Below are 26,147 nucleotides of genomic sequence, written 5' to 3' on the forward strand. Positions count from 1 at the left end.
GTCAGGCGGGGAGGTAGTCGTCCAGGCGGGCGATGCGCAGCCCGGCGGCGTCGGCCTGGCGCTTGAGCTCCTGGAGGCTGACCAGCAGGTCGGGCGTGAAGTGGGTGACGATCACGTCGCCGGGCTTCAACGGCGGCTCCTGGAGGGTGACCACGCCGTCGGCGAGCGTGCCGGTCCACTGGACCGTGGCCCGCAGCCCGCAGCTGGCGGCCTGCTGGCGCACGCCCAGGTTGTACCGGCCGAACGGCGCCCGGAACAGCCCGCCGCTGGTGCCGTAGGTCTCGTTCAACAGGTCGACCATCCCGCAGATCTCGGCGCGCTGCTGCTCGGGGGACAGCGCCGGCAGGCTCTTGTGGCCGAGGGTGTGGCTGTTGACCGTGTTGCCCATCTGGCGCAGCGCCTCGAAGAACTCCGGGTGGGTGCGCACCGGCCCCTCGTTCAGGAACATGGTGATCGGCATGCCCGTGGTGCGCAGGTACTCGAGCACCGCGGGGTCGGCGACGGTGCCGTCGTCGATCGTCACGAAGATGACCGGGTCCGTGGTGTCGATGCCGAAGACCTCGGGCGCGGCGCCGTCGACGGCGGCGATCGGCGCCACCGTGGCGCTCGGGCCGGGGACCATGGGAGCCGGCGCGGCGGTGGTCGTCGTTTCGGGGGGCAGCGTGGTGGTCTCGAGCATCGACTCGGTGACCGCGGCGAGGGTGGTGTCGGTGGCGGCGCTGGCCGTCTCGGCGGTCACGGGCCCGTCGTCGGGGTTGGCGAGGGCGAAGGCCCCGACGCCCACGAGGACGACGAACACCGCGATCAACGGCCAGGCCCGCCAGGTCGGACGGGGTTCGGGCGCGTCGGGAGTCCGCTCCGGGGCCCCGCTCCCTTCGTCCACCATCGGTACCTCGAGATCTCGTCGTCGGGGCCCACCCCGATCCGGGCGCCTCCCGGACCGACCCGGAGAGGATACTCCCCGAGGCGGAGCTCGCGACCTCAGGGACCGGGCCGGCGATGCCGCGGCTGGTGAGGTGGGATCGGCGATGACCCGGTGCGGCGGGCCGGGTCGGTCCGCATTACGCGCTGCTGCTCGGCACCGGACCGGCGACGGCCTCGGTGTCGTCGGCGACGGTGCTCGGGAGGCCCCGGGTCGAGGCCAGCGAGACGAGGGCCAGCCCCGCCGCGGCCAGGAGGCCCGCCTTGAGCGCACGGAGCTGGGCTTCCTCGTAGTCGTCGACGATGGCGTCGGCGGTGGCGTCGTCGAGCCCGGCGTCGCGGGCCAGGGCACCGATCTGGTCGGAATCGACGAAGTCGACGCCCGTGCCGGCGGCGACGCCCACCTGGGCGGCGACCTCGGGGGCGATGCGCTCGTCGGCCTCGATCCCCTGCACGAACGCGGCCGTCAGCCCGCCGAGCACGATGGCGCCGATGAGGGCCACGCCCAGGGAGGACCCGAGCTGCTGGCCCGTGTACTGGAGTCCGCCGGCCTCGCCGCGCCCCGAGGCGTCGACCGACGACTGCACCACGTTGCCGAGCTGGGACACGATGAGGCCCATCCCGACCCCGAGCACCCCCATGCCGACCGCGAAGGCGGCGTCGTCGAGCGTCGGTTCCACGTTGGCCAACAGGACCAGGACGCCGGCGATGGTGATCCACAGGCCGGTGCGGACCAGCGATCGGACGGAGAAGCGGGTCGACAGCCGGGAGCCGATGGCGGAGAACGCGAACATCGTGATCGAGACCGGGATCATCTTGATCCCCGTCTCCAGCGCGTCGAGGCCGAGCACCAGCTGCAGGTAGAGCGGGATGGTGAAGAAGACGCCCATGAGGATCAGGTTCTGGGTGAGCAGCCCGGCCAGTCCCGAGCGCAGCGGCGCGACCCTCAACAGGCTCAGGTGCACGAGGGGGTCGCGCCCGGTGGCCTCCCGGTGGCCCTGCCAGCGCACGAAGCCCCACAGCAGCACCGCACCGCCGCCGATCACGAAGAGCGTGAGGGAGAAGCCCAGCGGTTCCAGCGGGGAGTCCTTCGGCTCGACCCACCCCCAGGTGCTCGACTGGAGGACCCCGAGCACGACGGCGCCGAGGCCCGCCGCCGACAACGCGGCGCCCACCCCGTCGAGCCTGGGCTGGGGCCCGGTCCTCACGGCGTCGGCGACGAAGCGGGTCATCACCAGGATGAACGCCACGAGGACGACCTCACCCACGAACACCACCCGCCAGGTCAGCTCGGTGGTGGCCCAGCCGCCGAGGATCGGGCCGAGGGCGATGCCGGCGCCGGCCACGCCCCCGATCACCGCGTAGGCGACCTTGCGTTCGGTGCCCTCGAAGTTCCCGGCGATCAGCGCGGCCATGGCCGGGAGGACCATCGCTGCGCCGAGCCCCTCCAGCACCGACCAGCCCAGCGCCAGCACCGCAACGGTGGGCGCCACCGCGGTCAACGCCGAGCCGCATGCGTAGACGACCAGTCCGACGACGAAGGTCCGTCGACGCCCGACGATGTCGCCGATCTTGCCGCCGGTGAGCATGAACATGGCCATGACCAGGCAGTACAAGGTGATGACGGCCTGGATCGTCGAGACGGTCGTGTCGAAGTCCTCGACGAGCTGGGTGATCGAGACGTTCATGACCGACTGGTCGAGGACCATCACGAACTGGGCGGTGCCCAACGCCACCAACGGCCACCACTTCCTCATCGGTCGGGTCCCTCCGTGGCCGGCATCGCCGGGTCAGCATTGCACGGCGTCGACACCGCGCCCGGTGATGTCGACGAGACTGCGTCGATGGGATCGGTCGTCGTCAACATGGGCCGCTTCACCGAGGCCTTCCTCCCCGTCCTGCGTGAGCGGCTGCCCGGGGAGCGGGTGGTCGGCTGGCCGGCGCCCCCGGACGACGTGGGCGACGCCGAGGTCCTCGCCACCCTCGCCATCGCCGGGGAGACCGAGGTCGCCGACGCCGTGCTGCCCACGGTGCGGTGGGTGCACGTCCTCGGGGCGGGCATCGACGGGTTCCCGCTGGGCGTCCTCGGCGACCGGGTGCTCACCTGCTCGAAGGGGGCGACGTCGACGGCCATCGCCGAGTACGTGCTGGCCGTGATGCTGGCCTTCGAGAAGCGGCTGCCCGAGCAGTGGCTCACGGCGCCGCCGGCGGCCTGGAACGTGCCCACCGGCGGTCAGCTCGGTGGGCTGGAGGGACGCACGCTCTCGCTCGTGGGCATCGGTGCCATCGGCGAGGCGGTGGCCCGGCGGGCGCTCGCCTTCGACATGCGGGTCGTGGCCCACCGACGGTCCGACACGGCGATGCCGCTGCCCGGTGTCGAGCGGGCGGCGTCGTTGGAGGAGGCCTTCGGGGTGGCCGACCACCTGGTGGTCACCGCCCCCTCGACGCCCGAGACCCACCACCTCGTCGACGCCTCCTCGCTCGGCTGGGTTCGCCCTGGTGTGCACCTCGTGAACGTCGCCCGCGGCGAGCTGGTCGACTCCGCGGCCCTCGTCCGCGCGCTCGACGACGGCCGGGTGGCCCGGGCGTCGCTCGACGTCGCCGAGGGCGAACCGCTCGGCGCCGGTGATCCCCTCTTCGCCCACCCCGGCGTCCGCCTCACCCCGCACATCTCGAACAGCTCGGCGGTCGCCGCCCGGCGCACGGTCGATCTGTTCGTCGCCAACCTGACGCGGTGGCGGGCCGGCGACGCCCTCGTCGGGGTCGTCGACCCGGTACTCGGCTACTGAGACGCGCAACGGCCCGGGGCGGGAGCCCCGGGCCGTCGTCGAATGCTCGGATCGTGGTCGCTCAGCCGGTGAAGGCGGGCCGGGCGGTCACCGCGGCCGCGGCGGGCGGCTCGGTGGGCGTGACCGGCTCGGGCCCGGCGATCGGCTGGTTGCCGACCACGTACACCACGGTCAGGGTGCAGTCGTCGAGGGTGAGGTCGACCGGGCCGACGATCGGCGTGCCGCCCAGCTTCACCGTCACCTCATAGGTGTCCGGCGGCACGGCGGCGAAGAGCGATTCGCCGAACGCCAGGGAGCTCTCGGCCGTGGTTCCGTCGATGACCACCTCGACGGGGCCGGCGTTGGCAGCGTGCACCGCGCCGAGCGTGGCGCTGTCGGGCAGTACCGCCAGACCCTGCGGGGTGGAGTTGATCCCGTTGAAGCACACCTCGTCGGCCTCCACGTCGAGGACGACGGGGAGGAGCTGGAGCTCGCCGTCGGGGCCGGCGGTGGCGACGAGGGCTGCGGCGATCACATCGGGCACGGTGACCATCTGGCTGATGACCGGGTCGGTGCCCGCGCAGTCGGCGTCGGCACCCAGGAACACCGTGAGATCGATCTCGCGGCCGACTTCCAGCGCCAGCGGTTCGGCGATCTCGCCGAACTGGAAGTCCGTGAGCAGAGAGGCGCCGTCGGCACAGACGGTGACGGCGGTGCCACCATCGGTCTGGGCGGTCTGCCCGTCGAGGTTCAGGCCGTGTACGGCGTAGACGAGGGCGCCGGGTGCCTTGGGTGTGGGCAGGTCGATGGTCTGCACGATGGGCACGACCGGGGTGCTGGTGGCCTGCGCGCCGGCGGAGCCGGTGGAGACGGCGCCGGCGACCACGACGAGGGCGGTGGCTGCGAGCAGCCCGATGACACGCTTCATGGGGTGACCTCTCCGAGGGGGTTCGGGAACCAAGCGATGCTAGTCGACGAACGGTGGCGCTGTCCCGCTCCTGGGGATCGCGACCCGGGGCGTCGTCCTGCCGGCTTCGTCCCCTGCGCCCCGAGCGGGGCGCGCAACGGCCCGGGGCGGGTGCCCCGGGCCGTCGTCGAGCAGTGCGGTGGTGGGTCGCTCAGCCGGTGAAGGCGGGGCGGGCGGCCACCGCGGCCGCGGCGGGCGGCTCGGTGGGCGTGACCGGCTCGGGCCCGGCGATCGGCTGGTTGCCGACCACGTACACGGTGGTCAGCGTGCACTCGTCGACCGGGATGTCGGCGGGGCCCACGATCGGGGTGCCGCCGAGGGTGACCTCGACGCTGTAAGAGCCGCCGGGAACGTCGGCGAAGAGCGACTCGCCGAAGCTGAGCTCTCCGGCCGTCGTCCCGTCCACGCTCACGGCCACCTGGCCGGCGTTGGCGGCGTGCACGGCGCCGAGGCGAGCGTCGGCGATCGGCTCACCCTGCGCGGTGTTGGCGCCGGCCGGAACGGGGAAGCAGACCCGGGGGGTCTCGGTCTCGAGCACCACCGGCAGCAGCGCCAGGGCGCCGTCGGGACCGGCGGTGGCCACCAGCGAGGCGGCGGCGACGTCGGGCACGGTGACGGTCTGGGTGATGGCCGGGGTGCCGGTCCCGCAGGGGACGTCGGCGCCGACGGTGACGGTGATGGGCACCTCGGTGCCGGCGGGGAGGCTGAGCGGACCGGCGATGTCACCGAACTGGAAGTCGGTGAGGAGCTGGTCGGGCCCGGCGCAGACGGTGACGGCGGTGCCGCCGTCACCCTGGGCGGACTGGCCGTCGAGGTTCAGGCCGTGGACGACGTAGACCTGCACCGGTGCCCCGTTGAGGGGGAGGTCGATCGTCTGGATGAGGGGGACCACCGGGGTGCTGGTGGCCTGGGCGCCGGCCGAGGTGGTGCCCAGGAGGGCTCCGCCGGTGAGAAGGGCGCCGGCGGTGGCCAGGCCGATGAGTCGCTTCATGACGCTTCGTGCTCCTTGGGGTGTACAGGGGCGCGAACGGTCGCGCACCCCGATCATAGTCGGTCGAGGCCCGGTGGTGGTCGCTCGGCCCCGGACAGGCGGTCACCGCGGCCGCGGCGGGCGACTCGGCGGGCGTGACCGGCGCGGGCCCGTCGAACGGTTCGGGTCCTTCGGCGATGGCCCGTCGAGCGGCGGCGCGCGAGCATCGTTGTCGTCGGCAGGTCCGTTCCGGGAGGGCGCCACCGTGGCGAACGCCATCGAGGTCAACGGTCTGGTCAAGACGTTCGGGTCCACCCGTGCGCTCGACGGCCTCGACCTGCGCGTCGGCACCGGTGAGGTGCACGGCTTCCTCGGCCCCAACGGGTCGGGCAAGACGGTCACCATCCGCATCCTGTTGGGGCTCCTCCGCGCCGACGGCGGCTCCGCCCGGCTCCTCGGTGGCGACCCGTGGCACGACGCCGTGGAGCTCCACCGTCGCCTGGCCTACGTGCCCGGCGACGTGAGCCTGTGGCCGAACCTCTCGGGCGGCGAGGTCATCGACCTGCTGTCCCGCCTCCGCGGTGGCATCGACCGCCGGCGCCGCGACGACCTCATCGAGCGCCTCGAGCTCGACCCCCGCAAGAAGAGCCGCACCTACTCGAAGGGGAACCGCCAGAAGGTGGCGCTGGTCGCCGGCCTGTCCTCCGACGCGGAGCTGCTCCTCCTCGACGAGCCCACCTCGGGTCTGGACCCCCTCATGGAGTCCGTCTTCCAGGACTGCATCCTCGAGGCCAAGGCCGAGGGGCGCACCGTGCTGCTCTCCAGCCACATCCTCGCCGAGGTCGAGACCCTCTGCGACCGGGTCACCATCATCCGTGACGGGGTCGCGGTCGAGGAGGGGACCCTCGCCGAGCTGCGCCACCTCACCCGCACCACCGTCGTGCTCACCACCCGCGTGCCGGTGGACGGCCTGGGGTCCCTCGACGGCGTCCACGACCTCGTGGTCGACGGCTCGACCGCCACGTTCGAGGTCGACGGCCACGCGCTCGACCACGTGGTCCGCCACGTCGCGCCCTACGGGGTGCAGGAGCTGGTGAGCCAGCCGCCCACCCTCGAGCAGCTGTTCCTCCGCCACTACGGCGGCTCGGCCACCACTGCGCCGGGCGCCGGGCCGGGATCGGTCGCCGGGTGACCTCCACGGTCGTCCGCAACGCGCCGAGCGAGGTGCCGGTCGAGCCCCTCCCGGGCCGCGACGTCGCACTCGGTGGCACCGGCCGCCTGCTCGGTCTGGTCCTTCGCCGTGACCGGCTCCGCCTCGTGCTGTGGGTCCTCGGCATCGTGGTGCTCGTGGGCGTGTCCGCCGGCAGCGTGGAGGGCCTCTACGACACCCCGGAGGACCTGGCCGGCTACGCCGCCATCGTCGAGGACAACGCCGCCATGATCATCCAGGCCGGTCCCGGCTACGGCCTGGAGTCGCCCACCGTCGGTGCGGTGCTCATGAACGAGACGTCGCTGTGGGCGATCATCGGGGTGGCGCTGATGAGCATCTTCATGACCGTGCGCCACACCCGGGCCGAGGAGGAGAGCGAGCGGGCCGAGCTCCTCCGGTCCGGCCCGGTCGGTCGCTACGCCGGGGCGACGGCGGCCGTGCTCGGCGTGGCGATGGCCAACGTGGCGGTGGCCGTCGGGGTCGTCGCCGTGCTGGTGCTCTACGGGTTCGAGGCTTCGGGCAGCGTGGCCTTCGGGGCCGCGCTGGTGGGTGCGGGGATGGTGTTCTGCGGCGTCGCCCTGGTGACCGCCCAGGTCGCCGCGTCCTCCCGGGCCGCGCTCGGCCTGGCCGTCGTCGTGCTCGGCCTGTCCTTCGTGGTGCGCGCCGTCGGTGACGTCGCCGAGAACGGCCTCTCGTGGCTCTCGCCCATCGGGGTGGCCCAGGGGATCCGGGCCTTCGCCGACGAGCGCTGGTGGGTGCTCGCCGTCCCGGTGCTGTCCGCGCTCGCCCTCTTCGCTCTCGCCGGGGTGCTGGCCGGGCACCGTGACTTCGGCGGGGGTCTGTTGGTCGAGCGGGCCGGGAGGGCCGAGGCCCGGCCGTCGCTGGCCTCGCCGCTGGCGCTGTCGTGGCGGCTCCAGCGGGCGTCGATCCTGGGCTGGGCGGCGGGGGTCGCCGTCCTCGGCTTCTTCTACGGGTTCGTGGCCGATCAGGCCGAGAAGATGCTCGAGGAGAACCCCGAGATCGCCGACTACCTGGCCCTGGTCGGCCAGGCCTCGATCACCGACGTGTTCCTGGCCACCTCGATCCTCATGGCGGGGCTGTTGGCGTCGGGCTTCACCATCGCCGCCGTCCTGCGGATGCGCAGCGAGGAGACCGCCGGTCGCGCCGATCCCGTCCTGGCCACACCTGTCTCGCGTGGCGCCTGGGCCGCCGGTCACCTGGGCGTCGTCCTGGCCGGGGCCGCGATCGTCATGGTCGCCGGCGGTGCCGCGACCGGGTTGGGGGCGGCGGTCAGCATCGGCGGTGCCACCTACGTCACCGAACTGGTGGGAGCGGCGCTGGCCATGCTCCCGGCGGTGACGGTGCTCGGCGCGCTGGCCTTCCTGCTCGTCGCTCTCGTCCCCCGCTGGTCGCTGTTGGCCTGGGCGGGGCTCGTGGTGGTCTCCGTGGTCGGGCTGCTCGGGCCGGTGCTGGGCCTCCCGGACTGGTCGTTCAACCTCTCGCCCTTCGACCACGTGCCGGCCGTGCCGGCCGAGGCGTTCACCGTCCTCCCCGTCGCCCTGTTGGCGTCGGTCACCGTGGTGCTGGTCGCCGTCGGCCTCGTGGGCCTGCGCCACCGCGATCTCGACACCGCGTGAACGGCGCCCCCGTGACGGCGTCGCCTCAGCGGGCGCGCTCGAGGGCGTCGAGCACCAGTTCGAGTCCGTAGGCGAACTCGTCGCCGAAGTCGTAGCCCGGCGACAGGACGTGGTCGCGGGCCATCTCGGTCAGGTGGGGGTGTTCGTCGGTCGGTATCTCGGTGAGCATGGACGCCGCCACCTCCGCGGTCTCCTCCGGGGTGTCGAAGGGGAGCGAGGTCTCCTGGAGGGCGAAGCCGTACACGTAGCTGTCGAGCAGTGCGAAGGCGTGGGCCGCCATCGCCACGGTGAAGCCGTGGGCCCGGAGGCACCCGAGGACGGCGTCGTGGTGGCGCAGCGTCGCCGGCCCGGGGCTGGTGCGTGAGTCCATGAGACCGATCGCCCACCGGTGGCGGGCGAGGGCGGCGCGGGCGGAGTGGCAGCGGGCGCGCATCTCCTCCATCCAGCCGCGCTCGGCACGGGGCACGGCGATCTCGGCGAAGACGGCGTCGACCATCGCGTCGAGCACGGCGTCCTTGTCGGCCACGTGGTTGTAGAGCGACATGGCCTCGACACCGAGCTCCCGGCCCAGGCGCCGCATCGTCAGTGCCTCGATCCCGTCACGATCGGCCAGCGCGACGGCGGCGGCGACCACGCGGTCGCGGTTCAGGGGCGTGCGGCCGCCGGGTTGGGTGTCGCGGGGCGGGGCCATGGTCGAGCTCTCCTCGGGGGTAGGGGTTGACATCGTCGGTGGTTCCTGGTGAAACTTACATCGTAAGTCCAGCCAGGAGGAAGCCCATGCCCCACGATCCGCGCCCCTCCCCCGACGCCTCCCGGATCGCCGATCCCGAGGCCGGAACCATGGTGGCCGCCGTCCAGGACCGCTACGGCACCGATCCCGATGCCGTGCTCCGGATCGAACGGGTCGCCCGGCCGGTCGTCGGTGCGGGGGAGGTGCTGGTGCGGGTCCGGGCCGCCGCCGTGGACCAGGGCACCGTCCACCTGATGACCGGGCTCCCCTACCTGGTGCGGCTCGGGTTCGGGCTCCGGGGCCCGAAGCGCCGCGTCCCCGGTCTCGACCTCGCCGGGATCGTCGAGGAGGTCGGCGCCGGTGTGACCGACCTGGCGCCCGGCGAGGAGGTCTTCGGGACCAGCCACGGCTCCTTCGCCGAGCTCGCCCCGGCCCCCGCCGACCACCTCGCCCCCAAGCCCCCGTCGCTCACGTTCGAACAGGCCGCCGCCATGCCCGTGTCCGGTCTGACCGCGCTGCAGGCCGTGCGCGACCGGGCCGGGGTCACCGCTGGGGAGTCCGTCCTGGTGCTCGGCGCCTCCGGCGGCGTCGGGTCCTACGTCGTGCAGATCGCGAAGGCCTTCGGGGCCGAGGTGACCGGGGTGTGCCGCACCGAGAAGGTCGACCTGGTGCGCTCCCTCGGCGCCGACCACGTCGTCGACCACACCGTCGACGACGTGACCGCCGGGGAACGCCGCTTCGACGTCGTCATCGACTCCGGTGGCAACACCCGGGTGTCGCGCCTGCGGCGTATCCTCGCCCCTGCCGGACGCCTCGTCATCGTCGGCGGCGAGAACGGCGGACGCTGGACGGGCGGGATCCAGCGCCAGGCCGGCGCCATGGCGCTCTCCCCGTTCGTCGGGCAGACCCTGACCACGTTCGTCTCGTCGGAGAACGCCGACGACCTGCGGGCGCTGACCGAACTCGTCGAGGCCGGGCAGCTCCGCCCCGCGGTCGACCGGACCTACCCCCTCCGCGAGGCCGCCGCCGCCCTGCGCCACGTGAGCGAGGGACGGGTCCGGGGCAAGGTCGTCATCACCGTCTGAGGCCCGTCGCTCCGCCGGGCCCCGCCGGTAGCGTTCCCCCGACGGTCGCGCGAGCGCCGTGGTGAGGAGACCAGACGTGCCTGACGGTTGCACCAGGGGCGGTCGGCGTCGTGGGTGAGGGCCCCATCGTCGTCGTCGACGACGTCCATCTGGCCTTCGGCGACGTGAAGGCCCTCGACGGGGTCAGCCTCTGCCTCGAGCGGGGCTCCGTCTACGGGCTCCTCGGCGCGAACGGCGCCGGCAAGACGACGCTCATCAACGTGCTCTCGACGCTGCTCGTCCCCGACCGCGGCCGGGCCACCGTCGGGGGCGACGACGTCGTGACCTGTTCTCGCGACGTGCGCCGCCGCATCGGTCTCGCCGGGCAGTTCGCGGCCGTCGACGACTACCTCACCGGGCGCGAGACGGTGGCCATGGTCGGCGAGCTGTACGGGCTCGACCGGGCCGAGGCGAACCGCCGGGCCGTCGAGGTGCTCGACCGGTTCGACCTCACCGACGCCGCCGACCGCCGAGCCGCCGGCTACTCGGGCGGGATGCGCCGCCGCCTCGACCTGGCCGCCTCGCTCGTGGGACGCCCGGAGATCCTCTTCCTCGACGAGCCCACCACCGGCATCGATCCGGGGAGCCGCCTCGACATCTGGCGCCTCGTCCGGGAGCTGGTGGCCGACGGCACGACGGTCCTGCTCACCACCCAGTACCTCGAGGAGGCCGACGAGCTGGCCGACCTCATCGGGGTCATCGACAAGGGCCGCCTGGTCTCGGAGGGCACCGCCGACGAGCTCAAGGACGCCCTCGGCGACAACCGGATCCACCTGCGGGTGCGCGGCGCCGATCTCGACGCGGTTCGTCGGGTCACCGCCGGGTTCGTCGGTCGCGAGGAGCACGCCGGGGGCGAGTTCACGTTCCCGGCCACCGACGGGACGGGCTCGCTGATGGTCATGGTGCGCACCCTCGACGCCGAGGGCGTCGAGCCGCTGGGGCTGAGCTTCGAGCGGCCCACCCTCGACGAGGTGTTCCTCTCGCTCACCGGATCCGCCCCGGCCGACGAGGAGGCCCCGTGACCGCCGTCGAGCGTCCCGTCGACGTCCGACCCGGTCGGATCGGCCGTGACACCTGGGTCATGACGCGCCGCAACCTGCTGCGCTACGTGCGCCTCCCGCAGCTGCTGGCCTTCTCGGTGATCCAGCCGATCATGTTCCTCTTGTTGTTCACCTACGTGTTCGGCGGGGCGATCGGTTCGGAGATCCCGCCCGCCGCAGGCGGCGAGTACATCAACTTCCTCCTCCCCGGCCTCCTGGTGCAGATCTCGATGTTCGGGGCGACCCAGACCGCGGTGGGCCTCACCGACGACCTGTCCCGAGGTGTGGTCGACCGGTTCCGGTCGCTGCCCATGACCCGCTCGGCGGTCCTCACCGGGCGCACCGCCGCCGACCTGCTCCGCAACGCGGTCGTGCTCGGGCTCATGTTCGTGGTCGCCTTCGTGATCGGCTTCCGCTACCAGACCACGTTCCTCGGGTTCCTCGCCGGGGTGGGCGTCGTCCTGCTGTTCGCCTACGCGGTGTCGTGGGTCATGGCGGCGATCGGGCTCAAGGTCGTCAACCCCGAGGCCACGCAGACCGCGGTGTTCCTCATCGTCTTCCCGTTCGTGTTCGCCAGCGCCGTGTTCGTGCCCGTCTCGACGATGCCCGACTGGCTCCAGCCCTTCGCCGAGCACCAGCCGGTGACCGTGATGGTGGAGGCGGCGCGCGGTCTGATGCTCGGGCAGGGCGCATTGCCGCCGGGTCGCAGCGTCGCCCAGGCCGTCCTCCTCGCCGTCGGTTGGTGTGCGGTCATCACCGCTGTCGCCGCACCGCTGGCGGTGCGCATCTACCGCCGGACGGCCAAGCGGTGAGCGCGCGTCAGAGGTAGCCGTTGCGCTCGAGCGAGCGGAAGGCGAAGAAGCCCCAGACGGGGGGCAGGTAGAACGACGCCAGCCGGTAGAGCAGCACCGCCGCGAAGGCCGGTCCCTCGGGCATGCCTGCTGCCACCAGACCGAAGGTGAGGCCGCCTTCCACGACGCCGATGCCCCCCGGTATCGGGAGCAGGCCGGCCAGCAGCGAGACGCCGATGATGATCACGACGAGGTCCGCGAACGAGACGGATGTCCCCAGTGACCGGGCGAAGAGGCCGAGCGCGAGCGAGAAGAGCAGGACCGACGCCAGGTTCCCGCCCACGAGCAGGCCGATCCGTCGGCCCGACAGGCCCCGGAGGGTGTCGCGCCCGTCGGTGGCGAGGTTGCGCGCCCACCCGGTGAACTGTCGCCGGTGGTCCGGCAGCAGCAACGAGACGGTCCCCAGCACCACGGCCAGCACGGTGAGCCAGAGCAGGACCGTTCCCCAGTCCGGGAGCGAGGGGGCGTCGAGGTCGAAGTCGAGTGACGGGGGCTTCAGCAGGAGCAGGCCCGTCAGCAGTGTCGCCTCGACGAGGAAGCCGGCGAAGCTGTCGAGACCCCCGATGCCGAGCGAGGATCCGGCGCTGAACCCCTGCTTCTGGAAGAAGCGGACGCTCATGGCGATGCGGGCCGCGCTCGTGGGCACGGCCAGGCCGATGTAGCTCTGGGCGAGCTGGAGCAGGTAGAGCGGACGCAGGGCGATCGGGTGGGTTGCCGCGCCGAGCGTGGAGAGGGCCTGCGCGAGACGGGGGGCCTGGGCGACGACGAACCCGACGGCGGCCAGCCACCATGTCGCATCGGCGAGCTCGTCGCTCAACTCCTCGAGGTCGAGGTCGGTGATCTGGTTCACGAGGACGAGACGGCGAGGACGAGGACGACGACCTGGAGGACCGACCGCCACGACACCCGCTTGAGGTGCTGCAGGCCCTTGTCGCGGATCACCGCGGCTCTGGAGGGGTCCTCGGGCGCTCTCGAGTTGCTCGCTCCGGGCTGCATTCCTCACCGCCTCGGATCGAACCGGGCCGTGCCGTTGGACGACGTCCGGACGCTAGCGCCCCTGTTCGGCGGTACGGGAGGACCTCAAGCCCGGAGCTCGGCGATCGGGGTCACATGGAGCGGGTGACGGGAATCGAACCCGCGTTCTCAGCTTGGGAAGCTGATGTTCTGCCTCTGAACTACACCCGCAGGGGCCACCCGGGGGCGGCGTGCTGCGGGGGCGACTGTAGACGAACGCCCCGACGGACGACCACCGACGACGAACCTAGAGTTGCGCCGACCGCGACTCGCCCCGGGGGGCCACCATGACCATGACGCTGCAGGAGATCTCCGACCGGATGGAGATCCAGGACCTGCTCGTGAAGTACAGCTACGCCATCGACACCCGTGACTTCGAGGCCCTCGACGACGTGTTCACGCCGGACGCGTGGATCGACTACACGGTCTTCGGCGGCACCGCCGGCAACCTGACCGACACCAAGAAGTTCCTCACCGACACGATGCCGATGTTCCGGTCCTTCCAGCACATGGTGTCCACCAGCCAGATCACCATCGACGGCGACACCGCCCGGGTCAAGACGATCTGCCACAACCCGATGGTCATGCCGGTCGGCGAGGACGAGGTGCAGGTCTTCTACTGCGGCCTCTGGTACGTCGACGACATGGTTCGCACGGCCGACGGGTGGCGCATCACGAAGCGCGTCGAGGAGAAGTCCTACGTGCACAACATGCCGGGGATCGGCGACTCCTGACCCGTACCGAGGACCCGCCGGAGCGGTGAGCGGCGCGACGGCCGGGGCGCGGTTGGCCCTCCCGGCACCGTTGGACCTCGCCGACACCCTCGGGCCCATGCGCCGCGGCCGCGGCGACCCGACGCTGCGCCTCACCGGCACCGAGGCGTGGCGAGCCACCGCCACCCCCGAGGGCCCGGTGACGATGCACCTGGTCGTCGATCCCCCCACCCGGACCGTCGAGGTGGATGGGTGGGGTCCCGGGGCGACGTGGGCGGTGGAGCATGCCCGCGACCTGGTCGGCGAGGACGACGACACGACCGGCTTCGCCGGCCTCCTCGCCCGCGTCGACGCGCCGGGGGCGGACTTCCTCCGCACGGTCGCGCGACGTCACCCGGGACTGCGCATCCCGCGATCCCGGGCCCTCGCCGAGGCCCTCGTGCCCACCGTGCTCGAACAGAAGGTGATCGGCAAGGACGCGTGGGCGTCCTACCGGGCCCTCGTCGCCGGTCACGGCTCGCCGGCTCCCGGACCCGGTGAACCCGCCCTGCGCCTGCCGCCGACCCCCGGCGGGCTCGTCGCCCTCCCCTCGTGGGAGTACCACCGGGCCGGCATCGAGCGGAAGCGGGCCGACACCCTGCGGCGGGTGGCCCACGTCGCCCCTCGTCTCGACGAGGCCGTCGACGATCTCCCCGTCGTCCGCCGCCGGCTGGCGGCCATCCCCGGCGTGGGGGAGTGGACCGTCGCCGAGGTGGCCCGCGTCGCGCTCGGCGACGCCGACGCGGTGAGCGTCGGCGACTTCCACCTCCCCCACCAGGTGGCCTGGTGTTTCCTGGGTGAGCGGCGGGGCGACGATGCGCTGATGCTCGAGTTGCTCGACCCGTACCGTCCCCACCGCGGGCGGGTCCTGCGCCTCGTCACCCTGAGCGGCGAAGGCCCGCCCCGACGCGGACCCCGGCTGGCCCGTCGCTCGATCCGCGGCCTCTGACCGACCGACCTGGCCCCCGACGGCCCCCGCCCGGCGGCCCGGTGGCTGTCCCCGCCGCCGGCACTACTGTGCCCGGCTGTGATCCTCTCCGACCGCACCATCCGCGAAGAGCTCGCCGCCGGCCGCATCGTCATCGAACCCTTCGACGAATCGTGCATCCAGCCGTCGTCGGTCGACCTCCACATCGACCGCTACTTCCGCGTCTTCCGCAACCACACGATGGGCTACATCGACGTGAAGCAGAACCTCGAGGAGCTCACCGAGCTCGTCGAGATCGGCGAGGACGACGTGTTCATCCTCCACCCCGGCGAGTTCGTGCTCGGCTCGACCAGCGAGCGCGTGCAACTCCCCGCCGACCTCGTCGCCCGACTCGAGGGCAAGTCGAGCCTCGGCCGCCTGGGCCTGCTGATCCACTCCACCGCCGGGTTCGTCGACGCCGGATGGGACGGCCAGCTCACCCTCGAGCTCTCCAACGTGGCCACTCTCCCCATCACGCTCTACCCCGGGATGAAGATCGGACAGATCAGCTTCCTGCGCATGACCACCGAGGCCGACAACCCCTACGGCTCGGCGGCGGTGGGCTCGAAGTACCAGGGCCAGGTCGGCCCCCGCCCCAGCCGCTACTGGGAGAACTTCACGTCGTAGCGGCCGCGGGAGTCGGTGACCGCCGCCCTCATCGGCCCGGCTTGGCTCCCGGCAGGCCGAGCTGGCGCTTGCGGTGCTCCTCGCGGTCCGCCTCGGGCCGGGCGACCGCTTCGGCGAGCAGGTCCTGGAGCTCCTTGGCGGCGAAGGGGCGGACCAGGTAGCCGTCGACCCCGGTCATCCATGCCTGCGGCCGGGTGTCGTCGTCCCAGCTGCACACGACGACCGGCACCTGGCCGGCCGGGCCGGGCAGGCGGCGGATGTCGGCCAGGGCCCGGAGGCTGCTGACGCCGTTGCGCAGCTCGAGGTCCAGGAGGACCGCGACGAACGGCGTCTCGGCGTCCTCGAGGTCGATGAGCGCCGCCTCTGGGGAGGCCGCCACCTCGGCGCGGAAGCCGCCACCGGCGACGAGGCGGACCAGCAGCTCACCCGCGTTCGTGTCGTCGGCGACGACGAGGACGCGATGGGCGTCGTCAGTCGTCGAACGCTCCGGCACCGACCTGGCCCCCCTCACGCTCGCCCTGCTCGATGGCGTCGAGGATGTGCATCGAGATGTCGGCCACCCGCACCTCGTCCTCCTCGAGGCCCTGCCCCTTCACCCCGTCGTCGATCATGATGTAGCAGAAGGGGCAGGCCACCGCGATCTTGCTGGCCCCGGTCGCCACGAGTTCCTGGGAGCGCTCGACGTTCACCTGCTTGCCGGTGTGCTCCTCCATCCACATGCGGGCCCCGCCGGCGCCGCAGCACATCCCCTTCGTGCCGTTGCGCTCGGCCTCCACGATCTCGATCCCGGCCAGCGAGCCGATCACGTTGCGCGGCGCCATGTAGACGTCGTTGTGGCGGCCCAGGTAGCACGAGTCGTGGTACACGACGCGCTCGTCGAGCCGCGCGTTGGACAGGTCGAGCTTGCCCTGGTCGATCAGCCACTCGATGAACTGGCTGTGGTGCACGACCTCGTAGTGCCCGCCGAGCTGGGGGTACTCGTTGGCCAGGGTGTTGAAGCAGTGCGGGCACTGGGTGACGATCTTCTTCACCCCCATGCCGTTGAGCACCTCGACGTTCTGCATGGCGAGCATCTGGAAGATGTACTCGTTGCCCGACCGTCGGGCCGGGTCGCCGGTGCACATCTCCGACGGGCCGAGGATGGCGAACGACACCCCGGCGCGCTGCATGAGCTGCGCCATCGCCTGGGTGACCTTCTTGTTCTTGTCGTCGAAGGAGCCCGCGCAGCCGACCCAGTAGAGGTAGTCGGCCTCGAGGGGGCTGGTGCCGTCGAGGATCTCGATGCCCTCGATCTTGTCGGCCCAGTCGGCCCGCTCGTTCTGGCTCATGCCCCACGGGTTCCCGGAGTTCTCCATCGAGCGGTAGGCGTTGCCCAGCTCGGTGGGGAAGTTCGACTCCATGAGCGACAGGTAGCGGCGCATGTCGAGGATCTTGTCGAGGATCTCGATGTTCACCGGGCAGTTCTCGTCGCAGGCCTTGCAGGTGGTGCACGCCCAGATCTCCTCGGGCGTGATGCGCTCGAACACCGAGTTCGCCGAGATCGTGATGTCGGGGTCGACGCCGATCGGGGGCGACACCTGCGGCGAGCCGGTGGCGGCCATCACCTCGCCGGTCTTGAGCACGATCTCCCGGGGGTCGAGCGGCTTGCCCGTGTTCTGGGCCGGGCACACCGCCGTGCACCGGCCGCACATCGTGCAGGCGTCGGTGTCGAGGAGCTGCTTCCAGGTGAAGTCCTCGATGGTGGAGGCCCCGAAGCTCTCGAGCTCGGTCTCCATGAGGTTCGGCATCGGCTTCATCGCGCCCTTCGGGCGGTCGCGGTCCTTCAGGTACATGTTCAGCGGCGACGTGAACATGTGGCGCAGCATGGTGACCGGCAGGATGACCAGGAACGCCATGAAGGTCACGACGTGGGCGATCCACCAGAACTGGTGCCAGCCGGCGAGGCTGCTCCCGCCGTCGACGAGCAGGGCGATCGGATAGCCGACGAACGACCACTTCTCGAACGACGGCGTGCCCTCCTCGGCGATGCGGTACGCCTCGGCCATGAAGCCGGTGACGGCGAGGGACAGGAAGACGCCGAGGATGACCACGTGCTCGGGCTTGGACTTGATCCGGATGCGGTAAGGGCGCTGCACGTACCGGCGCACGATGGCCCAGACCACGCCCACGAGGAGCGCCAGCCCGGCGGCGTCGCCGATGAACGAGTAGCCCTGGTACACCCGCCCGCTCAGGAACTTGAGCCCCTCCGGCAGCTGGTGGTTGATCTCGAGCACCGTCGTGACGGCGAGCAGCACCAGGAACGAGAAGTAGATCAGCGAGTGCATGATCCCGGCGGCGGGATCGCGCAGCAACGTCTGCATGTACACGCCGGCGCGGAAGTCCGACAGCCGACGCTTGACGTTCTTCGAGGTCGTGGCCCGGTTGTCCGGCTTGCCCCTCGTCCAGTTGGCGACCCGCTGGCTGAACATGACGGCGCCGTACATCAACAGCACCGGGATGATCGTGTAGAACGCGATCTTCAGCGGCGTGGGGATGCCGCCGAAGACCTCCCGCGTGACCGGGTTGTCCTCGGTCTGGTGGAACACGGCCGACGCGATGCCGGACAGGCCCGTGAAGACCGCGATGGCGAGGCCGAGGAGGAGGACCAGTTGGGGTGCCGAGAGGCGCTTCTTCGTGGCGTCCATACAGTCGCCAAACGTACTCGCGGGCGCCGCCCGCCCCCCACTCCGCGGGGCTCAGCGCCTCTGTGTGCGGACGCTCAGCTGTTCACCCGCTCGTCGAGCTCCACGTAGCGCTTGGCGAGGTCGTGGAGGATGCGGTTGGCGAAGCCGGGGATCTCGTCGAGCAGGGCGGCGAACTCGCGCTGACCGATGACGAGGAGGGTGACCGGCCCCTTGGCGGTCACCGTGGCGGTGCGTTGCCCGCCGGTGAGGGGCGCGAGCTCGCCCACGACGTCGGCGGGGCCGATGGTGGCGACGACCTCGCCCTTGCGGGCCACGGTCGCCTCGCCCTCGATCACGATGAAGCACTCGTGGCCGGGCTCGCCCTCACGCGCCAGGACGCGACCGTCGGGCGCCGAGACCTCCATCGTGGCCTGCGCCACCTGCTGGAGCTCCTTCTTGGAGCAGTGGGCGAACATCGGGACCTGCGCCAGATGGGTGAGCCATGCGTCTCGTGCCATCGGGCCAGCTTACGGAGCGCGGCTCCCGGGTGCGCTGCTCTTCGCGAGGGCCGGGACGAGGTCTGCCCAGGGGGGATGTGGCACCTGTCTCTTCACTTGCGGGAAATGTGCTCGAAACAGCGCCTTCGTACGGTCGGTCGGGTGGACGTCGTACTCCTGCGCTGGCCCCAGGAGCAGGAGCGTCGCGATGCCCTCGCCCGCCAGGAGCATCCCCGGCTCCTGCTCCTCGACCAGGACACCCCTCCTCCCCCCCTCGCCGACTGCTTCGAGGACTGGGTGCGCCTGCCCGTCAGCAACGATGACCTCGAGGCCCGTTCGCTCGGCCTGCTCCAGAGGGTGCGCAGCCACCAGCCCGACCGACCGGTGCTCGACCCCGACGGCGTGCTGCGCCGGGGCGGGACGTGGGTCTCGCTCCCGCCCGTCGAGGCCCGCCTGATGGGGGCGCTGCTCGAGCGCTTCGGGGCGGTGGTGAGCCGGGAGCACCTGGCCCGCGCCGGATGGCCCCAGGGCGCGCCGGGGCGCAACGCCCTCGACGTCCACATGCTCCGGGTCCGCCGTCGGATCGCCCCACTGGCCCTCGTCATCAAGACCGTGCGCTCGCGGGGCTACCTGCTCGAGCAGGTGCACGACGGAGCCGACGAGGAGTCCGGCGGCGATGTCCCCGAGCTCCGGGGGACGGCCTGACGCCCGGCGCGACCGCTCGTGTGACCGGCGAAACACGCCCGTCACACGAGGGACCACGAGCCGTAACGACCGAGAGACTCTCCGGAAACCACCCTCTCCTAAGGTCAGGATCTGTTCAGACGGACGACCGCCGATGACGTTCCCCGGAGCGCCCCGGACGTCTCGTCCGACCCGATGAACCACACCGAAAGGATCGAAGTATGCGTTTGAAGATGCTCCTGGGAGGGGGTCTCGTGGCAGCGGTGCTGCTGCTCGGTGCCCTCCCCGCCCTTGCCCAGGACGGAGGTGCCGACGTCGACGTCACCGTCGTGGAGGTCGAGCTCACCGACCGGTTCACCGGGACGGCCGCCGACATCGCGCAGACCGTCATCATCGACAACATCTTCATCTTCATCGCCGGCGTGCTGGTCTTCTTCATGCAGGCCGGCTTCGCGCTCCTCGCCGCAGGTCTCACCCGGGCGAAGAACTCGTCGAACATGATGATGAAGAGCCTCATGGACGCCGCGCTCGGTGTGCTGGTCTTCGGCCTCGTCGGCTGGGGCCTCGCCTACCCGGGCGGCGACGGCGGTGGCTTCCTCGGCTTCGCCGGCTGGGGCGTGCCGGGTCTGATGGACCCCCTGCCGGACCTCAGCGCCCTCGGGCCGGACTTCTACCCGCTCAGCGTGTCCACCGACTTCTTCTTCCAGGCCGCGTTCGCCGCCACCGCCGCCACGATCGTGGCCGGGGCCGTCGCCGAGCGGACGAAGTTCATCGCCTACCTGATCTACACGGTCCTCATCACCGGCCTCATCTACCCGGTCGTGGTGAGCTGGCAGTGGGGCGGCGGTTGGCTCGCCGAGCGGGGGTTCGTCGACTTCGCCGGCTCCGGGCTGGTGCACCTCACCGGTGGGATCGCGGCGCTCATGGGCGCCATCATCCTCGGCCCCCGGCTCGGCAAGTTCGGCCCGGACGGCAAGCCCCGGGCCATCCCCGCCCACTCGATCCCGCTGGCCCTCACCGGCGTGATGATCCTGTTCATCGGCTTCTTCGGGTTCAACCCGGGCTCCGCCCTCCAGGCCGACATGAGCGTCCCGATCATCGCCGTGCTCACGCTGTTCGCAGCCTGTGCCGGCGCCGTCGGCGCCCTCATCAGCGGCTGGGCGCTGCTCAAGAAGCCGGACACCTCGATGGCCGGCAACGGCCTCCTGGCCGGTCTCGTCGCCATCTGCGCCGGTGTGGGCAGCATGGACGTGGTCCCGGCCCTCGTCACCGGCTTCATCGCCGGCATCATCGTGGTCCCCGCCGTGCTCGTCATCGAGCGGGTCTTCAAGGTGGACGACCCGGTCGGTGCCGTGTCGGTGCACGCCGTCTCCGGCTTCTGGGGCCTCATCGCCACCGGCCTGTTCGCCATCGACGACGGTCTCTTCGACGGTGGCGGCGCAGGCCTCCTCGGCGATCAGGCCCTCGGGGCGCTCGCCATCATCGTGTGGGTGGCCGTGACCAGCGGCATCCTGTTCGGGGTCCTCAGGGCCGTCGGCATCCTCCGGGTCAGCCCCGCCGAGGAGCTCGAGGGGCTCGACATCACCGAGCACGGTGCCCCGGGCTACTCCGACGACGTCCTGGCCGGCATGGGCGAGGAACTCCTCGCCTCCACGAAGGGTTAGGAGATCCTCATGGCCACCATCATCACCGCAGTCATCCGACCCCATTCCCTCGATTCCGTGAAGGACGCCCTCAAGGCGGCCGGCGTGACGGGGATGACCATCACCGAGGTGAAGGGTTTCGGCCGCCAGGGCGGACACACCGAGACCTACCGCGGTGCGGAGTACACCGTCGACTTCCTGCCGAAGATCAAGCTCGAGGCCATCGTCGCCGACGGCGACGTCGCCTCGACGGTCGAGGCGATCACCGGTGCCGCCAACACGGGCAACATCGGCGACGGGAAGATCTGGACCCTGCCGGTCGGGACGCTCACGCGGATCCGCACCGGCGAGCTCGGGGACGACGCCGTGTGACCCGGGTGTCGGGAACGACCGAGTGACAGGAGGGGCCCGGTCGCGAGACCGGGCCCCTCCCGCGTCCGGGTGGTCCCGGTGGTCGGCCGCGGAGGTCGGCGCGGGTCCGGTCAGCCGGCCTGGCGGGCCACCGCTTCGGCGGCCGCCGCGGCCGCCGCCACGTCGCCGAGGTAGCGCTCGACGAGCGGGCGTGGCGTGGCGGGCATCATGTCGTCGCCCATCTCGTAGAGGATCGGGACCCCCGTGGGCAGGTTGACCTCGGCGATGTCGGCGTCGGAGATCCCGTCGAGGTGCTTGATGAGGGCCCGCAGGCTGTTGCCGTGGGCCACGACGAGCACGGTGCGCCCGGCGCGCAGGTCACCGACGATGCCGTCGTACCAGTAGGGGAGCATCCGGGCCACGACGTCGGCGAGGCACTCCGACGCCGGCAGCACGTCGGGCGGCAGCTCGGCGTAGCGGGGGTCGAACCGGGGGTGGCGGGGGTCGTCGGGGGTGAGCTTCGGCGGGGGCGTGTCGTAGCTGCGCCGCCACTCGAACACCTGGTCCTTGCCGTGCTCCTCGGTGGCCTTCTTCTTGTCCATCCCCTGCAGGGCCCCGTAGTGGCGCTCGTTGAGCCGCCACGACCGGCGCACCGGGATCCAGAGCCGGTCGAGCGCGTCGAGGGCGAGGTCGGCGGTCCGGATGGCGCGCACCTGCAGCGACGTGTGCACCACGTCGGGGAGGACGCCCGCCTCGGCCATGGCCGGCCCGGCGGCCACCGCTTCGGCCCGGCCCTGCTCGGTGAGGTCGGCGTCGTACCAACCGGTGAAGAGGTTCTCCAGGTTCCAGGTGCTCTGGCCGTGGCGCAGGAGGACGAGTCGCGTGGTCATGGCGCCAGTCTGCCTCAGGGCCGCCCCGGCGCTCGGCGCCTCGCTCGTCGTCGTGCAGGTCGTCGGTCGGCGGCACCGGCGGAACAGGGCGAGACGGAAACGGTGGGACGGGGAATGAGGGAGCGCCGGATGAAGTTGGTACGGTGGCACTCAACTTTCCTGGTGGTCTCGTGTGGGCTCTACCCGGACCCCCGGAACGACCGCACCAGTCCCCCTACCCCCGCCCGATCACAGGAGCACGAAATGCCCAAGGCAGTCGGTATCGACCTCGGTACCACCAACTCGGTCGTCGCCGTCCTCGAGGGTGGCGACCCCGTCGTCATCCCCAACGCCGAGGGGAGCCGCACCACCCCCTCGGTCGTCGCCTTCGCCAAGAACGGCGAGGTCCTCGTCGGCGAGGTGGCCAAGCGCCAGGCGATCACCAACCCCGATCGCACCATCCGATCGGTGAAGCGCCACATGGGCACGTCGTGGAAGCTCGACGTGGACGGCAAGGACTACACCTCCCAGGAGATCTCGGCGCGCACGCTGATGAAGCTCAAGCGCGACGCCGAGGCCTACCTCGGTGACACCGTCACCCAGGCGGTGATCACCGTCCCGGCGTACTTCGACGACGCCCAGCGCACCGCCACCAAGGAGGCCGGCCAGATCGCCGGCCTCGAGGTGCTGCGCATCATCAACGAGCCGACCGCGGCCGCCCTGGCCTACGGGCTCGACAAGGACGCCGCCGACCAGACGATCCTCGTGTTCGACCTCGGCGGTGGCACCTTCGACGTGTCCGTGCTCGAGATCGGTGACGGGGTCTTCGAGGTGAAGTCCACCCACGGTGACACCCACCTCGGCGGCGACGACTGGGACCAGCGCGTCATCGACTGGCTCGTCGACAGCTTCAAGACCGCCCACGGCGTCGACCTCTCCAAGGACAACATGGCCGTGCAGCGCCTCAAGGAGGCCGCCGAGAAGGCCAAGGTCGAGCTGTCCCAGGTCCAGCAGACCCAGATCAACCTGCCGTTCATCACCGCCACCCAGGACGGCCCGCTCCACCTCGACGAGCAGCTCACCCGGGCCAAGTTCCAGGAGCTCACGGCCGACCTCCTCGAGCGCTGCAAGGGCCCCTTCGAGCAGGCCATCAAGGACGCCGGGCTCACCCAGGGCGACATCGAGCACGTCGTGCTCGTCGGCGGCTCCACCCGCATGCCCGCGGTCGTCGACCTGGTCAAGGAGATGACCGGCAACGAGCCGCACAAGGGCGTCAACCCCGACGAGGTCGTCGCCGTCGGCGCCGCCGTCCAGGCCGGCGTGCTCAAGGGCGAGGTCAAGGACGTGCTGCTCCTCGACGTCACCCCCCTCTCGCTCGGCATCGAGACCAAGGGCAGCGTCATGACCCGGCTCATCGAGCGCAACACCACCATCCCCACCCGTCGCACCGAGGTCTTCACCACGGCCGAGGACAACCAGCCGTCGGTCGAGATCCACGTGCTCCAGGGCGAGCGCGAGATGGCCAACTACAACAAGACGCTCGGCAAGTTCCAGCTCGTCGACCTGCCGCCTGCCCCCCGGGGCGTCCCGCAGATCGAGGTCACGTTCGACATCGACGCCAACGGCATCGTGCACGTCTCCGCCAAGGACCGTGCGACCAACAAGGAGCAGTCGATGACCATCACCGGTCAGTCGTCGCTCTCCAAGGACGCCATCGACCAGATGGTGAAGGACGCCGAGGCGCACGCCGAGGAGGACCGTCAGCGCCGCGAGGAGGCCGACGTGCGCAACTCCGCGGACACCCTCGTGTACCAGACCGAGAAGCTCCTGAAGGACCAGGGCGACAAGATCTCCGCCGAGGAGCGGGCCAACGTGGAGACCAAGCTCGCCGACCTCAAGACGGCCGTCGCCGGGTCCGACCTCGAGGCCATCAAGACCTCGACCGAGGCGCTCATGACGGCCAGCCAGGAGTTCACCCAGAAGCTCTACCAGCAGGCCGCCGCCGAGGAGTCCGCGGCCGGCGGGTCGGCTGGTTCCTCGTCGGGCTCGGCGCCGAACGACGACGACGTCGTGGACGCCGAGATCGTCGACGACGAGGGCAAGTGAGCGCGGCCGACGAGGCGGCGGGTGCCGATCCCGCCGCCTCCGACGTCGTCGACGACGAGCTCCTCGAGGCCGCGGCGGTGGCCGAGGGCGGGTTCGACGCCGACCCGGCCGATGGCGACGACGGGTCCGGCGACCTGGTCGACCCCGAGGCGCTGGCCGCCGAGCGTGACGAGTACCGCGACACGCTCCTGCGCCTCAAGGCCGAGTTCGACAACTTCCGCAAGCGGGCGGCCCGCGAGGAGGCCGAGGTCCGGGAACGGGCCGCCACCGCGTTGGTCGACAAGCTGCTCGTGGTGCTCGACGCCTGCGACGCGGCGATCGGCCACGGCGCCGCCGACGTGGAACCGATCGCCAAGATGCTCGTCGAGGTCCTCGAGCGCGACGGGCTCGAGCGGATGGCCCCGGAGGGGACGCCGTTCGATCCCAACCAGCACGACGCCGTGCTCCACGAGGCCGGCGACGGAGGTGAGTCCGTCGTCGTCGAGGTCCTGCGGACCGGCTACGCCTGGAAGGGTCGGGTCCTGCGCCCGGCGATGGTCAAGGTACGAGGATGATCCCGGGCGCCCGGGCCGATCACGACGTCGCCGTCGGCGACGGGAAGGGACGACGGTGATGCACTGTGGCCCCGCAGCGTGAGTGGTTCGAGAAGGACTACTACAAGGTGCTCGGCGTGTCGGAGACGGCGACGGCGAAGGAGATCACCCGGGCCTACCGGAAGCTGGCCCGCGAGCTGCATCCCGACGCCAACCCCGGCGACACGGCGGCCGAGGACCGCTTCAAGGAGGTCTCCGCGGCCTACGAGGTCGTCGGCGACGAGACCAAGCGCAAGGAGTACGACGAGGCCCGCAAGCTCGGGCCCATGGGCGGCTTCCCCGGTGGGGGCGGCGGCTTCCCGCCCGGCGGCTTCGGCGGCCCGGGCGGGGCGACCTTCGACGCCGGCGACCTGGGCGACCTCCTCGGCGGGCTCTTCGGCCGCCGAGGGCGGGGCCCGGCAGGCTCGCGAGGCCCCGGTCCCCAGCGCGGCGCCGACCTCGAGGCCGAGCTGCATCTGCCCTTCCGAGAGGCCGTCGTCGGGGTCACCACGTCGCTCCACCTCACGTCCGACGCGGCCTGCTCCACCTGCCACGGCACCGGCGCCCGCCCGGGCACGATGCCGAGCGAGTGCAGCGCGTGCCACGGTCGCGGCGTGCTCGACGACAACCAGGGCCTCTTTTCGTTCTCCACGCCGTGCGCGGTGTGCGGGGGCAGCGGCACGGTGGTGGTCGACCCCTGCGACGCCTGTCGGGGCAGCGGGGTCGAACGACGCGCTCGTGAGGTCAAGGTCCGCATCCCCGCCGGCGTCGACGACGGCCAGCGCATCAGGCTGAAGGGACGAGGGGGCGCCGGTCGTCACGGTGGCCCGGCCGGCGACCTGTTCGTCCTCGTCCATGTCGACCCGGACCCGCTGTTCGGGCGCGACGGCGACAACCTCACTCTCGTCGCACCCGTCACCCTGGCGGAGGCCGTGCTCGGCAGTCGACTCACGGTTCCGACGCTCGACGGCTCCACGGTCACCCTGAAGCTCCCCGAGGGCACCCCGTCGGGCAAGGTGCTGAGGGTGAAGGGCCGGGGGGTGGCCACCAAGAAGCACGTCGGGGACCTTCTCGTCACCGTCCAGGTGGCGGTGCCGACCGCCCTCAACGACGAGCAGCGCCACGCCGTCGAGGCCCTGGCCGACGCCTTCCCCGACTCGCCCCGGACCCACCTCGGAGTCTGA

General features: G+C 71.6%; 25 protein-coding genes and 1 tRNA gene. 15 read left to right on the top strand and 11 right to left on the bottom strand.

Going from position 1 to position 26,147, the window contains the following annotated elements; translation table 11 throughout:
* Window position 1: 1 nt before the first annotated feature.
* Window positions 2-883: a polysaccharide deacetylase family protein gene (locus MUE36_13545; protein MCU0311956.1), complete on the bottom strand. Its 882-nt coding sequence runs from the start codon at window positions 881-883 to the stop codon at window positions 2-4.
* 178 nt (window positions 884-1,061) lie between these two features.
* Window positions 1,062-2,678, bottom strand: coding sequence for an MFS transporter (locus MUE36_13550; protein ID MCU0311957.1), 1,617 nt, complete (start codon window positions 2,676-2,678; stop codon window positions 1,062-1,064).
* A gap of 15 nt (window positions 2,679-2,693) precedes the next feature.
* Between MUE36_13550 and MUE36_13555 the strand changes: the two genes are divergently transcribed.
* Window positions 2,694-3,710, top strand: coding sequence for a hypothetical protein (locus MUE36_13555; protein ID MCU0311958.1), 1,017 nt, complete (start codon window positions 2,694-2,696; stop codon window positions 3,708-3,710).
* 61 nt (window positions 3,711-3,771) lie between these two features.
* Here the strand turns inward: MUE36_13555 and MUE36_13560 are convergent, their stop codons facing one another.
* Both MUE36_13560 and MUE36_13565 read right to left on the bottom strand, forming a co-directional pair.
* A complete protein-coding gene (locus MUE36_13560; GenBank protein MCU0311959.1) occupies window positions 3,772-4,617 on the bottom strand; it encodes a hypothetical protein in 846 nt (281 codons plus the stop codon).
* A gap of 190 nt (window positions 4,618-4,807) precedes the next feature.
* The gene (locus tag MUE36_13565) at window positions 4,808-5,647 is read right to left on the bottom strand and encodes a DUF4397 domain-containing protein (protein MCU0311960.1); all 840 of its coding nucleotides are present in this window, start codon (window positions 5,645-5,647) and stop codon (window positions 4,808-4,810) included.
* Between the two features lie 244 nt (window positions 5,648-5,891).
* On the opposite strand from MUE36_13565, the gene MUE36_13570 reads away from it, so the two are divergent.
* Together MUE36_13570 and MUE36_13575 are read left to right on the top strand one after the other, a co-directional pair.
* A complete protein-coding gene (locus MUE36_13570) occupies window positions 5,892-6,818 on the top strand; it encodes an ABC transporter ATP-binding protein (GenBank protein MCU0311961.1) in 927 nt (308 codons plus the stop codon).
* Window positions 6,815-8,473, top strand: coding sequence for a hypothetical protein (locus MUE36_13575; protein MCU0311962.1), 1,659 nt, complete (start codon window positions 6,815-6,817; stop codon window positions 8,471-8,473). The genes MUE36_13570 and MUE36_13575 overlap by 4 nt, the downstream gene beginning before the upstream one ends.
* Window positions 8,474-8,498: 25 nt before the next feature.
* Here MUE36_13575 and MUE36_13580 read toward each other — a convergent pair whose 3' ends face one another.
* Complete coding sequence (locus MUE36_13580) at window positions 8,499-9,164, bottom strand: TetR/AcrR family transcriptional regulator (protein MCU0311963.1); 666 nt, start codon at window positions 9,162-9,164, stop codon at window positions 8,499-8,501.
* A gap of 86 nt (window positions 9,165-9,250) precedes the next feature.
* On the opposite strand from MUE36_13580, the gene MUE36_13585 reads away from it, so the two are divergent.
* The 3 genes from MUE36_13585 to MUE36_13595 all read left to right on the top strand — a co-directional run bounded on the left by MUE36_13585 (window position 9,251) and on the right by MUE36_13595 (window position 12,179).
* Entirely contained in the window at window positions 9,251-10,288 is a 1,038-nt protein-coding gene (locus MUE36_13585; protein ID MCU0311964.1) for an NAD(P)-dependent alcohol dehydrogenase, read from the top strand.
* Between the two features lie 110 nt (window positions 10,289-10,398).
* Window positions 10,399-11,349 (top strand): ATP-binding cassette domain-containing protein, encoded by a 951-nt coding sequence (locus MUE36_13590; protein ID MCU0311965.1) that lies wholly within the window; start codon window positions 10,399-10,401, stop codon window positions 11,347-11,349.
* A complete protein-coding gene (locus MUE36_13595) occupies window positions 11,346-12,179 on the top strand; it encodes an ABC transporter permease (protein MCU0311966.1) in 834 nt (277 codons plus the stop codon). Before MUE36_13590 ends, MUE36_13595 begins: the two co-directional genes overlap by 4 nt.
* 7 nt (window positions 12,180-12,186) lie before the next feature.
* Here the strand turns inward: MUE36_13595 and MUE36_13600 are convergent, their stop codons facing one another.
* Window positions 12,187-13,068: a flippase-like domain-containing protein gene (locus tag MUE36_13600; GenBank protein ID MCU0311967.1), complete on the bottom strand. Its 882-nt coding sequence runs from the start codon at window positions 13,066-13,068 to the stop codon at window positions 12,187-12,189.
* A gap of 261 nt (window positions 13,069-13,329) precedes the next feature.
* Window positions 13,330-13,403 (bottom strand) — tRNA-Gly (locus MUE36_13605).
* Between the two features lie 116 nt (window positions 13,404-13,519).
* On the opposite strand from MUE36_13605, the gene MUE36_13610 reads away from it, so the two are divergent.
* The 3 genes from MUE36_13610 to dcd all read left to right on the top strand — a co-directional run bounded on the left by MUE36_13610 (window position 13,520) and on the right by dcd (window position 15,578).
* The gene (locus MUE36_13610; GenBank protein ID MCU0311968.1) at window positions 13,520-13,966 is read left to right on the top strand and encodes a nuclear transport factor 2 family protein; all 447 of its coding nucleotides are present in this window, start codon (window positions 13,520-13,522) and stop codon (window positions 13,964-13,966) included.
* Between the two features lie 25 nt (window positions 13,967-13,991).
* Window positions 13,992-14,933: a hypothetical protein gene (locus tag MUE36_13615; protein MCU0311969.1), complete on the top strand. Its 942-nt coding sequence runs from the start codon at window positions 13,992-13,994 to the stop codon at window positions 14,931-14,933.
* Window positions 14,934-15,011: 78 nt separating this feature from the next.
* Window positions 15,012-15,578 carry a dCTP deaminase gene (dcd, locus tag MUE36_13620; protein ID MCU0311970.1) on the top strand — a complete coding sequence of 189 codons (567 nt, stop codon included), beginning with the start codon at window positions 15,012-15,014 and terminating at the stop codon, window positions 15,576-15,578.
* Between the two features lie 28 nt (window positions 15,579-15,606).
* Here dcd and MUE36_13625 read toward each other — a convergent pair whose 3' ends face one another.
* The 3 genes from MUE36_13625 to MUE36_13635 all read right to left on the bottom strand — a co-directional run bounded on the left by MUE36_13625 (window position 15,607) and on the right by MUE36_13635 (window position 18,759).
* Entirely contained in the window at window positions 15,607-16,071 is a 465-nt protein-coding gene (locus MUE36_13625; GenBank protein MCU0311971.1) for a response regulator, read from the bottom strand.
* Entirely contained in the window at window positions 16,049-18,262 is a 2,214-nt protein-coding gene (locus tag MUE36_13630) for a heterodisulfide reductase-related iron-sulfur binding cluster (GenBank protein MCU0311972.1), read from the bottom strand. The genes MUE36_13625 and MUE36_13630 overlap by 23 nt, the downstream gene beginning before the upstream one ends.
* A 74-nt stretch (window positions 18,263-18,336) precedes the next feature.
* Entirely contained in the window at window positions 18,337-18,759 is a 423-nt protein-coding gene (locus MUE36_13635; protein ID MCU0311973.1) for a cyclic nucleotide-binding domain-containing protein, read from the bottom strand.
* 141 nt (window positions 18,760-18,900) lie between these two features.
* Here MUE36_13635 and MUE36_13640 point away from each other — a divergent pair, with 141 nt between their 5' ends.
* From MUE36_13640 to MUE36_13650, 3 genes are all read left to right on the top strand, one after another.
* The gene (locus MUE36_13640) at window positions 18,901-19,443 is read left to right on the top strand and encodes a winged helix-turn-helix domain-containing protein (GenBank protein MCU0311974.1); all 543 of its coding nucleotides are present in this window, start codon (window positions 18,901-18,903) and stop codon (window positions 19,441-19,443) included.
* 200 nt (window positions 19,444-19,643) lie between these two features.
* Window positions 19,644-21,086, top strand: coding sequence for an ammonium transporter (locus tag MUE36_13645; GenBank protein MCU0311975.1), 1,443 nt, complete (start codon window positions 19,644-19,646; stop codon window positions 21,084-21,086).
* A gap of 9 nt (window positions 21,087-21,095) precedes the next feature.
* On the top strand, window positions 21,096-21,437 hold the full coding sequence (locus MUE36_13650) for a P-II family nitrogen regulator (GenBank protein MCU0311976.1): 342 nt from the start codon (window positions 21,096-21,098) through the stop codon (window positions 21,435-21,437).
* Window positions 21,438-21,547: 110 nt separating this feature from the next.
* Here the strand turns inward: MUE36_13650 and MUE36_13655 are convergent, their stop codons facing one another.
* The gene (locus MUE36_13655) at window positions 21,548-22,306 is read right to left on the bottom strand and encodes a phosphoglyceromutase (protein MCU0311977.1); all 759 of its coding nucleotides are present in this window, start codon (window positions 22,304-22,306) and stop codon (window positions 21,548-21,550) included.
* Between the two features lie 243 nt (window positions 22,307-22,549).
* On the opposite strand from MUE36_13655, the gene dnaK reads away from it, so the two are divergent.
* The 3 genes from dnaK to dnaJ all read left to right on the top strand — a co-directional run bounded on the left by dnaK (window position 22,550) and on the right by dnaJ (window position 26,147).
* Window positions 22,550-24,391, top strand: a complete 1,842-nt coding sequence (gene dnaK / locus MUE36_13660) for a molecular chaperone DnaK (protein ID MCU0311978.1) — start codon at window positions 22,550-22,552, stop codon at window positions 24,389-24,391.
* Entirely contained in the window at window positions 24,388-24,945 is a 558-nt protein-coding gene (locus MUE36_13665; GenBank protein ID MCU0311979.1) for a nucleotide exchange factor GrpE, read from the top strand. The genes dnaK and MUE36_13665 overlap by 4 nt, the downstream gene beginning before the upstream one ends.
* Before the next feature lie 65 nt (window positions 24,946-25,010).
* Window positions 25,011-26,147 carry a molecular chaperone DnaJ gene (dnaJ, locus tag MUE36_13670; protein MCU0311980.1) on the top strand — a complete coding sequence of 379 codons (1,137 nt, stop codon included), beginning with the start codon at window positions 25,011-25,013 and terminating at the stop codon, window positions 26,145-26,147.

Source organism: Acidimicrobiales bacterium, from assembly GCA_025455885.1.
Classification (GTDB): Bacteria; Actinomycetota; Acidimicrobiia; order Acidimicrobiales; family Acidimicrobilacustridaceae; genus Rhabdothermincola_A.

Bases quoted from the DNA above. Each gene is read 5' to 3' on its own strand.
- MUE36_13550 (MCU0311957.1), bottom strand. From the start codon at position 2,678: ATGAGGAAGTGGTGGCCGTTGGTGGCGTTGGGCACCGCCCAGTTCGTG.
- MUE36_13560 (MCU0311959.1), bottom strand. From the start codon at position 4,617: ATGAAGCGTGTCATCGGGCTGCTCGCAGCCACCGCCCTCGTCGTGGTC.
- MUE36_13565 (MCU0311960.1), bottom strand. From the start codon at position 5,647: ATGAAGCGACTCATCGGCCTGGCCACCGCCGGCGCCCTTCTCACCGGC.
- MUE36_13580 (MCU0311963.1), bottom strand. From the start codon at position 9,164: ATGGCCCCGCCCCGCGACACCCAACCCGGCGGCCGCACGCCCCTGAAC.
- MUE36_13585 (MCU0311964.1), top strand. From the start codon at position 9,251: ATGCCCCACGATCCGCGCCCCTCCCCCGACGCCTCCCGGATCGCCGAT.
- MUE36_13610 (MCU0311968.1), top strand. From the start codon at position 13,520: ATGACCATGACGCTGCAGGAGATCTCCGACCGGATGGAGATCCAGGAC.
- MUE36_13630 (MCU0311972.1), bottom strand. From the start codon at position 18,262: ATGGACGCCACGAAGAAGCGCCTCTCGGCACCCCAACTGGTCCTCCTC.
- MUE36_13635 (MCU0311973.1), bottom strand. From the start codon at position 18,759: ATGGCACGAGACGCATGGCTCACCCATCTGGCGCAGGTCCCGATGTTC.
- MUE36_13645 (MCU0311975.1), top strand. From the start codon at position 19,644: ATGCGTTTGAAGATGCTCCTGGGAGGGGGTCTCGTGGCAGCGGTGCTG.
- MUE36_13650 (MCU0311976.1), top strand. From the start codon at position 21,096: ATGGCCACCATCATCACCGCAGTCATCCGACCCCATTCCCTCGATTCC.
- MUE36_13655 (MCU0311977.1), bottom strand. From the start codon at position 22,306: ATGACCACGCGACTCGTCCTCCTGCGCCACGGCCAGAGCACCTGGAAC.
- dnaK (MCU0311978.1), top strand. From the start codon at position 22,550: ATGCCCAAGGCAGTCGGTATCGACCTCGGTACCACCAACTCGGTCGTC.